The sequence below is a fragment of the Seongchinamella sediminis genome, from assembly GCF_003457605.1.
Classification (GTDB): Bacteria; Pseudomonadota; Gammaproteobacteria; order Pseudomonadales; family Halieaceae; genus Halioglobus; species Halioglobus sediminis.
On sequence record NZ_QRAN01000017.1, the window covers coordinates 85666 to 99385 of the forward strand.

General features: G+C 64.0%; 8 protein-coding genes and 1 tRNA gene. 4 read left to right on the top strand and 5 right to left on the bottom strand.

Going from position 1 to position 13720, the window contains the following annotated elements:
* The first annotated feature begins 55 nt into the window (after window positions 1-55).
* On the top strand, window positions 56-1312 hold the full coding sequence (gene murA / locus DWB85_RS14955; protein ID WP_117956238.1) for a UDP-N-acetylglucosamine 1-carboxyvinyltransferase: 1257 nt from the start codon (window positions 56-58) through the stop codon (window positions 1310-1312).
* On the opposite strand, the gene DWB85_RS14960 is transcribed toward murA, so the two are convergent.
* A complete protein-coding gene (locus DWB85_RS14960; RefSeq protein ID WP_117956240.1) occupies window positions 1309-3918 on the bottom strand; it encodes a TonB-dependent receptor in 2610 nt (869 codons plus the stop codon). The genes murA and DWB85_RS14960 overlap by 4 nt on opposite strands.
* Before the next feature lie 317 nt (window positions 3919-4235).
* Between DWB85_RS14960 and DWB85_RS14965 the strand changes: the two genes are divergently transcribed.
* Window positions 4236-6029: a cytochrome-c peroxidase gene (locus tag DWB85_RS14965; RefSeq protein WP_117956242.1), complete on the top strand. Its 1794-nt coding sequence runs from the start codon at window positions 4236-4238 to the stop codon at window positions 6027-6029.
* Window positions 6030-6178: 149 nt separating this feature from the next.
* Window positions 6179-6751: an outer membrane beta-barrel protein gene (locus DWB85_RS14970; RefSeq protein ID WP_117956244.1), complete on the top strand. Its 573-nt coding sequence runs from the start codon at window positions 6179-6181 to the stop codon at window positions 6749-6751.
* A gap of 112 nt (window positions 6752-6863) precedes the next feature.
* Here the strand turns inward: DWB85_RS14970 and DWB85_RS14975 are convergent, their stop codons facing one another.
* From DWB85_RS14975 to DWB85_RS14990, 4 genes are all read right to left on the bottom strand, one after another.
* A complete protein-coding gene (locus DWB85_RS14975) occupies window positions 6864-8837 on the bottom strand; it encodes a hypothetical protein (protein WP_117956246.1) in 1974 nt (657 codons plus the stop codon).
* A 36-nt stretch (window positions 8838-8873) separates the two neighbouring features.
* The gene (locus DWB85_RS14980) at window positions 8874-10097 is read right to left on the bottom strand and encodes an ATP-grasp domain-containing protein (protein ID WP_117956248.1); all 1224 of its coding nucleotides are present in this window, start codon (window positions 10095-10097) and stop codon (window positions 8874-8876) included.
* 371 nt (window positions 10098-10468) lie between these two features.
* On the bottom strand, window positions 10469-12727 hold the full coding sequence (locus tag DWB85_RS14985) for a xanthine dehydrogenase family protein molybdopterin-binding subunit (protein ID WP_117956251.1): 2259 nt from the start codon (window positions 12725-12727) through the stop codon (window positions 10469-10471).
* Window positions 12724-13227 carry a (2Fe-2S)-binding protein gene (locus DWB85_RS14990; protein ID WP_117956253.1) on the bottom strand — a complete coding sequence of 168 codons (504 nt, stop codon included), beginning with the start codon at window positions 13225-13227 and terminating at the stop codon, window positions 12724-12726. The genes DWB85_RS14985 and DWB85_RS14990 overlap by 4 nt, the downstream gene beginning before the upstream one ends.
* A 235-nt stretch (window positions 13228-13462) precedes the next feature.
* On the opposite strand from DWB85_RS14990, the gene DWB85_RS14995 reads away from it, so the two are divergent.
* Window positions 13463-13539: transfer RNA gene (locus tag DWB85_RS14995), tRNA-Arg, on the top strand.
* Window positions 13540-13720: the final 181 nt, after the last annotated feature.

Consider the following 13720-nt stretch of genomic DNA (forward strand, 5'->3'; position numbering starts at 1 on the left):
ATCCCCTCTCGCCACAACCACCGGCCCCGCGCCGGCGCCAACACCGGAGCTACACTTGGATTCCATCATCGTTCGCGGCGGCCACCGACTCAACGGCACCGTCAGCACCAGCGGTTCCAAAAACGCCGCCCTGCCCATCCTGTTCGCCTCGCTGCTGGCGGACGGGGAACACCGTTTCGACAACGTGCCCTACCTGCGTGACATCGAGTCCACCCAGACCCTGCTGGCCTCCCTGGGCGCCCAAAGCCACCGGGAGGGCGATACCCTGGTGGTAAACGTCAGTTCACCCGGGGCCCATGTGGCCGACTACGAGATGGTGCGCAAGATGCGCGCCGGCATTCTCTGCCTGGGCCCGCTGCTGGCCCGCTACCTCGAGGCCAGGGTGAGCCTGCCCGGCGGCTGCGCGATCGGCTCCCGGCCCATCGACCTGCACATAGAAACCATGCGCCGCCTGGGCGCGGATATCTCCAGCGAGGGCGGTTACGTGATCGCCCGCGCCCAGCGCCTGGTGGGCGACCGCATCCTGTTCGAGAAAGTGACCGTGGGCGGCACCGAGAACGCGCTGATGGCGGCCAGCCTCGCCCGCGGCACCACCGTGATCGAAAACGCGGCCAAGGAACCCGAGGTGGTGGACCTGGCCAATTACCTGATCGCCATGGGCGCGCGCATCACCGGCGCCGGCACCAGCGTGATTACCGTGGAGGGGGTGGACGAGCTGACCCCGGCCAGTCACCGGGTGGTACCCGACCGCATCGAGGCGGGCACCCTGCTGCTTGCCGGCGCGATTACCGGCGGCACCGTGACCGTGACCGACTGCGTGCCGGAACACCTGCAGTCACTGGTGGAAAAAATGCGCGATGCCGGCTTCCGCATCGACCTCGGCGAAACCTCGTTGACCGTGCAGGCCACCGACAACTGGCGCAGCGTGGATATCGCCACCGCGCCCTACCCCGGTTTTCCCACCGACCTGCAGGCCCAGTTCATGGCCCTGATGACCCAGGCCGGGGGCACCGCGGTGGTCACCGAACACATTTTCGAGAACCGCTTCATGCACGTGCAGGAACTGGTGCGCCTGGGGGCCGATATCACGCCCATGACCCAGGTGGCGGTGGTGCGCGGCAAACGCAACACGCTGGGCGCCGCCCCGGTGATGGCCACCGACCTGCGGGCCAGCGCCTGCCTGGTGCTGGCCGGCCTGGTGGCCGCCGGTGAAACCGAGATCAGCCGCATTTACCACCTGGACCGCGGCTACGAGCACCTGGAAGAAAAGCTGGCCGGCCTGGGCGCCGACATCGAGCGGGTGGCGCGCTAGAAAAAATTGTAGCGGAACTCCAGGCCGTACATGCGCGGCGGTGCCGAGGTGGTCTGGAAGGCGCCAGTGGAATCCGCCACCGCCGCCGCGCCCAGGTAGTAAAACTCGTCGGTGGCGTTAGTGACATACAGCGCGCCCTCGAAGCGGCTCTGCGGGCTCCGCCAGCCCAGGCGCAGGTTCAACAGCCCGAAATCATCGAAGGTGGACTGGTCCCGGTTCTGCCCGGCGCCGGCGTCCAGGCCCATGAATATCTCGTCCACATAGCTGTAATCGGCCCGCGGTATGAAGGTGCCCCAGGCGCTGTCCACGGTGTACTGGATACCCAGGGTGTAGGTTAGCTCCGGCACCTCGGCGAAGGGCTCGTCACTGCGGTCCACCACCGGCAGCGGCTGCTGGGCAAACAGGGCCCGCGAGCTGAACTGGGTTTCCTCGAAGTCCAGGTACTTGTAGTCGTTGTAACTGGCGGTGGCGAGCAACAGCAGCCTATCGGTCGCCGCCCAGGACCACTCCAGCTCGCCGCCGATAATCCGGGTTTTCGAGGCGTTGTTCAGCACCACCCGCGGGGTGCCACCGCTGTCCAGCAATACCTGGCGCAGCTGCATGTCGTCGAAGTTGGTGCGGAACACGGCGCCGTTGATGCGCATCCGCGCCGCCAGCAGGTCGAGTTTGAAGCCCAGCTCATAGTTGGCCACCACCTCCGGCTCCACCGTGGCCTGGCCGTCCACGCCGATAGGCTCGAAGGTGCCGGACTTGAAGCCCTCGCCATAGCTGAAATAGATCATGGCCGAATCGAGACCGGAATCCGCCAGCAGACTGTCCGGCAGCTGGTAGGCCAGGCTGGCCATGGGCGTGGCCCTGGTCCAGGTTTCCTCGGCGTCGTCCTCGATATCCGGCACCAGCTGCTGTGCCGACACCAGGTCGTAGACGAACTGGCCGTTGGCGTCCCGGGGCAGCTGGTCGGCGATCAGCGAAAACACATCCGCCGCCATCAGCGCATCGAGGTCGGTGATAATGCCGATACCCAGGTCCTGCAGGGGGAGGATGCCGGGCACGCCGGCAATGGCGCCGAAGGCGATGTCGCGGTAGGCGTCGACATCGAGGAATTCCAGGTCCACGGTCTGCTCGCGCTTTTCACTGGTCCAGCGGATACCCGCGGTCAGTTCCAGGTTGTCGGTGAGGTCGTAACTGCCCTGGAAGAAGGCCGCGAAGGTGGTGTTTTCCAGCTCGTAGGTCTGGCGCTCGGCGGAGGGGTCGTTGAACAGCATGATCGGGTTGGGCACGAACAGGATGGAGCCGGAGGGCGAACTGGAGGAGGTGTCGGTGCCATCGTCGATATCCTCCTGCATCGCGAACAGGCCGGCGGTGTAGGTAAAGCGATCATCAAAGGCGGTGCCGTTGAGCTGCAATTCCTGGCTGACATGCTTGCGCTCACTAGCGGTATTGCCGGCGCGGTAGCGGGAGGAAATCACTTCCCCGGTCACGTCGTTGTCGGGGTTACCGGAGTTGGCGGACTTCTCCTGGTCGCCGTAGCCAGTAATGCTCTTCAGGCTGAGGGCGTCGCTGATCTCCCATTCCAGGGTCAGGCCCAGCAGCAGGTTGTCCAGCTTGAAGTTGATCCGGTGCTCCGAGCTGGTGCGGTAATCGTCGTTCAGCGACCGGGAGCGGTTGCAGGCGTCCCCGAACACCTTGCTCTGGGCGATAAAGCCCTCGCGCACCGGGGTGGCATCGTTGTTGTAGGCGTCCACCGGGATGACATCGCCGGGGAAAATCCGGTTGCCGAACAGCGAATCCTCGCCCTGGTAACTGCTGGCCACCATGAAGCGGCAGTTGGTGGCCGGCTGCACCTCGTCGGTGTCGCCGTAGTAGGCCAGCGCGTCCAGGCTGAAGTTGTCGGCCGGCAGCCAGCGCAGCTGCAGGGCGGCGGACTTGCGGTCCTCCGAGGCCGAGCGCTGGCCGGTGGTGACATTTTTCTGGTAACCGTCGCGGGTGATCGAACCCAGGGTCAGCTTGGACAGCAGGGTGTCGCCCACCAGCGGCACGTTCACCGTGGCCTTGAGGTCCTGGCGGTCGTAGTTGCCCAGCCGGGAGTCGACAAAGCCGCCGAACTCCGTCTCCGGGCCGTTGGTGGTCAGCACAATCGCCCCCGCCGTGGTGTTCTTGCCGAACAGGGTGCCCTGGGGACCGCGCAAGACCTGCACGCTCTGTACGTCCAGCAGGTCCAGTAGCTGGCCGTCCTTGCGCGGAATATACAGGCCGTCGATATACACCCCCACCGGTGCGTCCACCCGCGAGCCGTCATCGCGCTGGCCGATGCCCCGAATCCAGATCTGGGCGGCGCTGGTCTGGTCGATCTGCAGGCCCGGCGTTTGCAGGCCCAGTTCCTTGAGGTTGGTGACCCCGGCGTTGCGCAACTGGTTGCCGCTGAAGGCCGTGACCGAGACCGGCACATCCTGCATCGCCTCGGTGCGTTTGCGCGCGGTGACAATGACTTCTTCCAGCACCTGGGCAGCCAGGCCGGGGCTGGCCAGCGAGGCCGCCGTGGCCGTTGCCGCCAGGCAGGCACCGGAGAGCAGAACAGAGTGCAGCTGTTGCATAGGCTTACGCATATTGAGTCCACCTTGTTACTTGTAATTATTGTCAGTTACTGGCACCACGCTGGCGAATGCGCGAGACCACAGCGCAGCGCTAGTCTCCCTAAGACTACGCCAGCAGAGTCAGTTTGCCTGCACGGGTGGTTCAGATAGGCAAACCACCATGAATTAGGAGAGCTCCGGCCACCTGCCGACGCAGCCACCCTGCGACAGCATACACCAGCGCGCCCGGGGCCCGTTAGCGACTGCTATTGCGCTCTCGCCAGCCGTGGCTAAACTTGAAGTTAAAACAACCAGCAAACTGCCCCGACCGGGGTGTTGAGGAGTCGTTGATGCCCAGGGTAATACTGGCCTTGTGCCTGGTAATGGGTTTGTTCGCCTGCAAACACCCCCTCGAGATCAAGGGCCAGGGCAGCATTGTCGAGCGGATCTACGGCGAGCGCGGCTGCAGCTGGGAGGAATTCCAGGCCGGCGACATCCGCTGCACCGAGAACAATGTGAAGGGCGAGCGCTACCTGGTCTCCTACGAGGCCATTCCCGAGCCCGGCTGGAAATTCTCCCACTGGGAAGGCCTGCCCTGTGCCGAGGACTCAGTGGGGGACTACTGCGAATTCGACGTGCCGAAGAGCGGCATCGACAAGGCCCACGCGGAAAATCCCGATGGCCTGGAAGTCGCGGCCACCATTGCCGTGTTTGTCCGCGACAACACCCCAGAGCCCGAGGGCCTGGACCTGCAGGTTTTCCGCGCCGTGTCCGCCGATGAACTGGACGGCGACCCGCGCCGCGGCGATGAGTTTTCCATTCGCCATCCGCTGGCGCAACTGGGCAAGAAGCTGTTTTTCTCCAAAAGCCTGAGCGCCGACTTCGATGTCGCCTGTGCCAGCTGCCACCACCCGACCCTGGCGGGCGGCGACAAGCTCTCCCTGCCGGTGGGCGTGGAAGCCCGCAAGCCAAACCTGCTGGGACCGGGCCGCGAGCGCCGGGGCGGCAGGCCCACGGTGCCGCGCAACTCCCCCTCCACCTTCAACGCCTGGGTATACCAGGAAGCGCTGTTCTGGGATGGCCGCGTGTCGCAACTCAGCTCCGGCATCTCCACCCCGGACTCGGAGGCACCCTGGAAATCCGACCCGCTGGCGGGCGATGACCTGATTGCCGCCCAGTCGCGGTTCCCGGTGGTGGCCGAGGAGGAAATGCGCGGACACGACTTCCTGCTGGGCGCTGAGACTGAAGCCATACGCACCCGCATCGCCCAGCGCATCGGTGATTACGGGCCCGGCGCGGGTGAAATCGAGAATAACCGCTGGCTGGCCGAATTCCGCACCGCCTTCAACAGCAAGCAATCCGCCGAGAAGCTGGTCACCTACGACAATATTGCTCTCGCCCTGGCGGCCTACCAGCGTTCCCAGGTCTTCGTCGACACCCCCTGGAAGGCCTTCCTGGAGGGCGACTACGAGGCGATCAGCAACCAGGCCAAGCGGGGCGCACTGGTATTCTTCCAGCAGAAGCCGATTATCGGCATCAATGCCACCGCTGCCTGTAGCGACTGCCACAGTGGCGACCGCTTCACCAACGAGGATTTCCAGGCCAGCGGCTTTCCCCAGATCGGGCCCGGCCGCGGGGACAAGGGCGGCGCCAGCGGCGATGACCGCGGCCGCGGCAACCTCTACAGCAGCGACACCCAGGACTACCGGTTCCGGGTACCCAGCCTGCTGAATGTGGCCAATACCGGCCCCTGGGGCCATGCCGGCGCCTACGGCAGCCTGAGGCGGGTGGTGGCCCACTACGATCTGCTGGATGAACGGGTGGATGAGTACTTTGCCAGCGGCGGCTGGTGCAACCTGGACCAGTTCAAGGACATGAACAACTGTGCCGGCCTGTACACCCAGGCCGAGAGCAACACCGCAAAAGCGGTCGCCAAAACCCTGAAAGACAATGAAGTGGCCAACGGCATCCCCCTGATCGACTTCACCGAGGTCGAAATCGACCAGATGGTGGCGTTCCTCAGGACCCTCACCGACCCCTGCATCGAAAAGCGCAGTTGCCTGTCGCTGTGGATCCCGTCACCCCGGGAGGCCCCGGACGGCCACCAGCTCAACGCGGTGAACAAGCAGGGCCGCAAACTCTAACGCGCCCCGGTGCCGGGCCCATAGTGAAGCGCTTTCCCCGGCACTATTTAACAGGCTGACCCGTGGGAATTCACCCGGGGGGGCTTCATACTTTCCCTGTCCGGTTCCGCAAGACCGGGCTCAACAAATGGAATTCAAGGGAAAGAATCATGAAAAAACTCGCGCTCGCACTGGGCCTGGCCTCACTGTCACTGGCTGCACAGGCCTCCGACCTGTCCTACTCCAACGTCGGCGTAAGCTATCTCGACGGCGATCTGGCCAACCTGGATGCCGACGGCTATGCACTCGATGCCAGCATTGCCATCAGTGACTCCTTCTTCATCGACGGCAGCTACTCCCGGCTGGAAGCAGACGACATCAACGCCGAGGCAGACCAGTACTCACTGGGATTGGGTTTTCACGCCCCCATTACCCCCACCGCCGATCTGGTGATTGGTGCATCCTGGCTGCGCGCCGATGTTGAGGCCTGCGTGGGCCCCTTCTGCGCCTCCGAGGACGGCAATGGCTGGGGCGCCGACGCCGGCGTACGCTGGCTGATCACTCCCCAGTTTGAGGCCAACATATTCCTCGGCTACGCCGACGTCGAAGACGAGGACGACACCGCCATCAGCGTGGGCGCCCGCTACTTCATCACCCCCATGTTCTCGGTTGACGGCGGTTATTCCAGCGCCAATGACGCCGATACCGACATCTGGAACGTTGGCCTGCGCTACCACTTCTGACAGCCGGATCCCGCCGGGGGCGGTGCTAGACACCGGCCCCGGCGACGATGCCAACACGCGTACGAAACACTTTCCTGACCACGCGGTGGTCACCGCCCGGCTGTAGTTAACGCTAGCAGCGCTCCCGGGCCCAACTCCCCTGTGCCATTGCGGCGACCGCCGCCACCTCGTCTGCGGGCGCCTGACGGGTGTCGCCCACTTCGGCCGAGTCGTAGTGAAACAGGTACACGCGCGAGACGAAGTGCGCAAAGGGCAGTGAGGACTCGCCATAGAACTCGCCGTGGCCCTCGGTGGAGACAACCACATCGTTGCCCCAGTCCTGGCCCTTGTCGTTGTTGGGGTTGTAAAAATACACGCGCATCTCTCCCAGCTGGTCCAGCGCCACCCGCATCACCGTGATGGCGTGCCAGCCGATGAAACGGGCGAGAGAGTCGGTCGCGGCGATACCGACGAGCTGCGGATGCAGCACCGGGACACCGCCGTTGCAGCCGGGATGGAAACAGGCGTAGAACAGGCGCACGAACTCCTCGTGGGACTGCAACAGACCGGTCGCCACATCGACCGCGAGGGCAAAGCCCTTGCCGACCCGCCAACCGTGGAACTCCGGATTGACGTATTCGTGGGGGTCCTCCCCCTGCCCCTGCGCCAGCCGCGACATTTCCGCGTAGACCCGGTCCAGGTGCGGTGCCAGCACCAGTGACACCGGATCGAGGTCCAGCCCGACGCTGCCGGCACCGCCCGCGGGCAGGCCGCCGGAGTCAATTTCGCGGCCGTGGAATTTCATCTGGATGTTGTCGTCGCGAGCCGCCCAGGCCAGCAATTGCAGCAGATAGTCGGGGTCCGAGCAGGACCACAGGGACAGCGCGCGCGCGGCCTGGCAGGTGGGGTTATCGCCCTGGCCGATGCCCAGCGGCAGGCCGAGCACCGAGAGCACGCCCGCGGTGAGGTAGGCCTCCGCGGCGACGGCCTCGCCGTAGGCCAGCTGGATGCGCTGGCGCGCAGGCGCCGACAGGGGCAACTGTAACTGTCGCCACAGCGAGGGGGCCACGCCCGGCTGGTGCAATACCGCCCGCTCCAGGGTCGAGGCGAGGCCGAACACGCTCTGGCTGGTTGCCGGAAACACTGCCGCCTCGATCAGGGCATAGACCAGGTCGCGATACGACAGCAGGCTGTCCAGGCCAGTCGCTGACAGCCCCAGGGCCTGCGAGACAAGGTCCGGTTGCTGGCGGGCGAGGTAGCGGACCAGCGCCGCGTGATACACCGAGACCAGGCCGGTATCCCACATCGAGCGGGCAGCGGCACTGGCCTCCTCGCCGAGATGCTGGGCGTGCATGGTCGCGAGACGTTCCTCGTAAACGGCGAGACCCGGATCCTCGCGACACGCGGGGGTCGGGCCGAACAGGGCGCTGATCAGGCTCTCCGCGCCAGCCGGGACTGCTACCGCCCGCTCGCCGGACGGGAAGCAGTACGTTGCCAGGCGGGTGATCATTTCCCGGGCTCCGTCTACCTGCACCGGGCGCTGGCGCAACAGGCGCCAGATCTCGTCGACGAGCTGGGCCATGAGGTCCTCGTAGCCCAGCTCGTCGGCAATGAAGCGGAGCACGTTGCTCGCCAGTTGGTAACGTTCCCGGGCGGCGCGCGCCTCCTCGGTCTGCTGGCCCATGAGGTACTCGAGGCACAGTGCCAGCACGTCCTTGAGAAAGTGCTCGGCCAGTTCGGCGCTCATTCCAGGGATGAAGCACTGCTGTCGCGCGCAGGCCAGCAGGCGCAGCTGGCTCAGGAATTCGAGAACAACCGTCAGCTCGGCGGCGGACTTGATTGTCACCGGCACCAGTTTGGACTGCAGGCGATCGGGAGCGGCCCAGTCGGTGCCGACAAAGACACCGGCGGCATCAAAGCGGTGGGCACGGGCGGCTACCTGCGCCACGCCCCCCGGTTGTTGCAACAGCCGTTTCGCGGCGTAGAGCGCGCGATTGACGTGGCTGGCCTTGGCGAAACCCGGCGCCCGCTCCAGGCGCAGCAGCGCCGACTCGAATGCCTCAACTTCCGCGCAGGGAGCCGCGCTGGCGATATCCGCGCTGTTCATACTGATTCCACGGTCCTGTTGCCTGCCTGCGGTCGATTACACGTAAAAGTCGAGGGCCTCCTGCGCTTTGAGCAGGTCCCGCATTTCCTCCGGCTTTTCGCCGCAGAAGAACACCAGGCCCCAGTGCGTGCCGAAGGCGGTACGCTTGGTGACCTTGGTTTCCAGCGGCGAGGGCAGCTCATGGTACTCGAAGTACGGGTGCTGCTGGGTCTCCGGTGGCACCTGCAATTCGCTTACCACGCGCTGGCGCGGATACACCCCGAAGCAGCCTGCGCACCCCGTTGCGCCGGTTACCGGCTCCGGGAAAAACTCGCTGACTTCTTCCGCGGTCGCCTTCGGATCGAATACTAACATGGACGCCTGGTAGGCGTTAAAGCCATAGGCGCGCTCAATAAGCTCGAAGCACTTGAAGCCCGGCGGCCGGTAGGCCACCTCGCCGAAATACAGCGTGCCATCGTTGGTGACGAAGTACTCGGGGTGGATTTGACCGAACTGGATGTCGAAGGTTTCGATCAGCTTCTCCACCTCCTCGGTGATCCGCGGACGCCATTTTTCCAGCTCCTGGGTCGCCGGAACGAATACCGAGTAGCCGAGGGTGACGTACTCGGAAATGTTCAGGAAGGCGATCTTGCCATCGTGCACCCAGGCCTCGACGGCGAATTCCCAGCCGTCCAGGTGGCTCTCCATGAGGATGGGAAACTCCTCGTCGGCGATCGAGTCGACATCCTCGGCATTGCGCACCACCCGGTGACCGAGGCAGCCCGCCTTGTCGAAGGCTTTCAGGTGTATCGGGTCGTTGGTGTCGCCCTCAAGCTTGAGCAGGGTCTGGTTGACGCGCTTGAGAAAGCGCACGATGTCCGCCCGGTCGTGGGCTTCCTCGAAAATGCCGACCCGGATCCCCCCCAGCTGGGCGCGTCGCTTCATCAGCGACTTGTCACGGAACAGCACGGCCTGGCCGTGCAGGCGCGGGTTTTTCTGCAGGACGGAGTTGATCGCCCCGGCCCACTCCACCGTTTCCTCAAACAGTGGCACCGAGATGTCCACCCCGCGTTCCTGCAGGGTCTCGGCAATTTCCATCGAGCGCTCGTTCAGGCGCTCGAAATTCCAGGGGATGAAGGGAATGCCGTTTTCGCGGGCGTAGTCTTCCGCCCAGGCCGGGGCAACGACGACATAGCGGCGGTCGAAATTCTCGGCGGCTTCGATCGCGCCAAGGCTCCAGCCGAGTATCGCGATGTAGCCCTTGTCACTATTCTTTTCCATAGGGGTCTCCGGTTAGCGTGTGATTGAGACTGTGCGTTGATCGAGTGAGAGGCTGGGAACCAGACTCAGGGGCGCCGACCGCCGGCGGAAACCGGGTCAGGGAGATGCATAATGCTCGGCGCGCGCACAGCTCTGCGGTAGATAGTCATGCCCGGAACTATATAGTGTACTAAGCATTATGGCCAGAGGCAGACAGGGCATTTGCCGCCAGTCAGCCAAAAAAGCGCCTATATTCCCTTAAAATTGCAGAAAACGGCCACTTACGTATTTATAGTTCTATTAATAATTTTAATGGAAATGCTGGCTATGGGGCCCATCAGCCATTCCCGCGCAAGCGGTAGCCGGCGCGGGACGACGAAATGCAAGTCTCGTCAGCCTTTGAGCTGATCACCAATGGGCAGGTGCCGAATACGCTTGCCGCAGGCGGCAAAAATGGCATTGCACAGTGCCGGGGCATACACCGGTGTTGCGGGCTCCCCGACACCGGCGGGAGGTGCATCGCTGGCAATAATGGCCGCCTCGATATCCAGCGGCACCTCACTCATTCGCGCCACCCTGTAGTCGTGGTAATTGCTCTGCTGGACCCGGCCCTGGTCAAAGGTAATGCCCCCGCTGATGGCATTGCTGATACCGAAAATGGAGCCGCCCTCGGTCTGGTTCCTGACGGTGTCGGGATTGACGACCGTGCCGGCGTCAATCGCCACCCAGGACTTGATGATGTCCAGTTCGCCCTCCCCGGACACCGCGACCTCGACCACGGTAGCGACATAGGTGAGAAAACTGCGATGGGCGGCAATCCCCAGGCCCCGCCCCTTGCCCACACTGCGGCCCCAGCCACTGATTTCCGCGACTTTCTCGATCACCGTGCGCAGGCGGCCCACATCCAGCGGGTAGACCGCCTCATCGCCACCGTAGTTGCCATAAACGGCCTCCTGCTCGCCCAGGTCGATGATGCGAGCCGGGCCGATGGCCTGCAGCAGGAAGTCTTTCTGGTCCCTGCCGGCAGCATCCGCCAGTTCTGCGATAAATGACTGCACCGCGAAGGCGTGGAAGTTATTGGACACCGAGCGCATCCAGCCGATACGCGCCATGGCCTCAGCCTCACCCCGCTCGAGCGTGAGGTTCGGCGTATAGACAGGCGTGTCGGTGAAGCCCAGGTCCAGCTCGAAACTGTCCGGCGTATCCGCGTTCTGCTCAAACAATGAGGCGATCGGTGTGAATGCGGTGCGATGGAGAAAGGCATCAATCTGGCCCTTATCATCCAGGGCCGCCGCCAGATGCTGGGCGGAGGCGGCGTGGTAGAAGCCGTGCTGGATGTCGTCCTCACGCGTCCATTGCACCCGGATCGGGTGCCCGCTCTGCTTCGACAGGTAGGCCGCCTCGGCGGAAAAATCGGGCTTTGACTTGCGGCCAAAGGCGCCCCCCAGCAGGGTGACATGGACCTTTATTCGGGATTTATCCATGCCGACCATGGCCCCGACCGTCTGCATGTCCGCCTGGGGATTCTGGGTTGCGGCCCACACTTCAACATGATCCTGGTGGTACATCGCCGTGGCACAGGGGGGCTCAATCGGTGACTGGCTCAGGTGGGGCATGTAGTAGTCGGCGCTGTGGGTGTTATCCGCCTTTGCCAATACCGCATTGGCATCGCCGATCTTGCGAACATGTGCCTGCGGCTGCCGGACCGTGTCCAACAGGGATTGCTTGAAGGCTGCCGAATTGTAGCTGCCGTTGGGACCGTCGTCCCACTCGATCTCGAGCTTCTTGCCCGCCTGCATCGCCGCCCAGGTAGTCTCGGCGATAACCGCCACCCCGCCCTTGGGCTTGAATTCGGTCGCCCCCTCTGGGGGCGGTATCTGGATCACATCAATGACCCCCGCAACCGCTCTTGCCGCCTTGTCATCCAGCTTTTTCACCGTGCCGCCCACCACCGGAGGACGCCTGATCACCGCCACTTTTGCCTTCGGCACGCGCACGTCGGCGGCGTAATGGGCCTTTCCGGTGACGATATCGCGCAGGTCGATATGGGCCATATCCCGGTTGATATAGCGCCAATCCTCGCGGCTTTTGAGCGGCAACTGACTCTTTTCCGGCGGTGTCACCGCCAGCGCGCCGTCGATCAGCTCGGCAAAATCCAGGGTCTTGCCGGAGCTGTGGATGACCTTGTGCTGTTCCGCCCGGCAGGTGGAGGCCGCCACATTCCAGCGCCGCGCGGCGGCGTGCTCGAACATGTAGCGCACGCTGGCCCCCATCTCCCGCAGCCGCTGCATGTTGTAGCGGATACTGCGCGAGCCATCGGTATTCTGGTCACCGTAGCGCGGGTCACCGGGGGCCTGGATCACGTGCACCCGATCCCAGGAGGCCTCCATCTCATCGGCGACGATCTGGGCCACCGCGGTGCGTATCTGCTGGCCCATCTCGGAGCGATGACAGGTAACCTCCACGTCGCCATTGGCACGCAGGGCCACGAACAGGTTAGCCTCCCGGGCGCCGCCGGACGGCTGGTCGAGGACCCCGGCGGAGGCTCTTGCAGGCGCGCCCACAAAGCAGGTGCCGATAACCAGCGACGCCGTTGCTGTAGCGCTCTTTTGCAGGAAACGGCGACGGCCCATATCGAAATAGCGACTCATGCCTCACCTCCGTTGCCGGCGCCAACAGGCGTGAACCGCTGGACCGCAGCCACTTTTTGGGCCACTGACTTGATCGCCTGGTGGATGCGGGGGTAGGTACCGCAGCGGCAAAGATTGCCCGCCATGGCGTCGATAATCTCCTGGTCCCCCGGCGAGGGGTTCTCATCCAGCAGACTGGCGGCCTGCATGATCTGCCCGGCCTGGCAGTAGCCACACTGCGGCACCCGGTTCTCCATCCAGGCCTGCTGCAGGGGATGCTCGCCCTCGGGGTGCAAGCCCTCAATGGTGGTAATGGTGGCGCCATCCATTTCCGAGAGCGGCAGCACACAGGAGCGCTGGGCCCTGCCGTCGACATGAATCGTGCAGGCCCCGCACTGGGCCATGCCGCAGCCGTACTTGGTGCCGGTCAACTGCAACACATCGCGCAAATACCAGAGGAGGGGCATTGAGGCATCCCCATCAAATTGCTGCGAGACACCGTTCACGGTCAGTTTGATCATTCAAATTACCTCCAGATTGCCTTCTGCTGTGCCACCGGGACCGCTCAACCGCCTGGCCGGGACAGGCACATGTCGACAGTCGCGCTTTGGGGGGCACTCATTGCTGTGCTATGGACTGTAGCAGTTCTCAGGGCAGCGCGTCGCGCCCCGCCACGCCCGCTCCCCGGCCCTCGCTGACGGGTAGACGGCATCGGTGCATAGGGGTATGATGCCGGTCCTCAAAAAAGGTCATCCCCCGCCCGTAGCTCAGCTGGATAGAGCGCTGCCCTCCGGAGGCAGAGGTCAGAGGTTCGAATCCTCTCGGGCGGGCCATCTTGCACAAAACCCGGCTCTCCCCCATTAAGGGGGGATGGGCCGATATTCACTAAACCCGGTCACTGCTGTCCCATAAATCAGACATAAAAAAGGCTTGAATCTCAACAAGTTGGTACAATGGAAGTGCGAACAAACACTGTAAAACTCGGGAGATTCAAGCCTTGGCACATCATAATAC

Excerpts from the sequence above, each read along its gene's own strand:
- DWB85_RS14960 (WP_117956240.1), bottom strand. The coding sequence starts at position 3,918 with ATGCGTAAGCCTATGCAACAGCTGCACTCTGTTCTGCTCTCCGGTGCC.
- DWB85_RS14965 (WP_117956242.1), top strand. The coding sequence starts at position 4,236 with ATGCCCAGGGTAATACTGGCCTTGTGCCTGGTAATGGGTTTGTTCGCC.
- DWB85_RS14970 (WP_117956244.1), top strand. The coding sequence starts at position 6,179 with ATGAAAAAACTCGCGCTCGCACTGGGCCTGGCCTCACTGTCACTGGCT.
- DWB85_RS14975 (WP_117956246.1), bottom strand. The coding sequence starts at position 8,837 with ATGAACAGCGCGGATATCGCCAGCGCGGCTCCCTGCGCGGAAGTTGAG.
- DWB85_RS14980 (WP_117956248.1), bottom strand. The coding sequence starts at position 10,097 with ATGGAAAAGAATAGTGACAAGGGCTACATCGCGATACTCGGCTGGAGC.
- DWB85_RS14985 (WP_117956251.1), bottom strand. The coding sequence starts at position 12,727 with ATGAGTCGCTATTTCGATATGGGCCGTCGCCGTTTCCTGCAAAAGAGC.
- DWB85_RS14990 (WP_117956253.1), bottom strand. The coding sequence starts at position 13,227 with ATGATCAAACTGACCGTGAACGGTGTCTCGCAGCAATTTGATGGGGAT.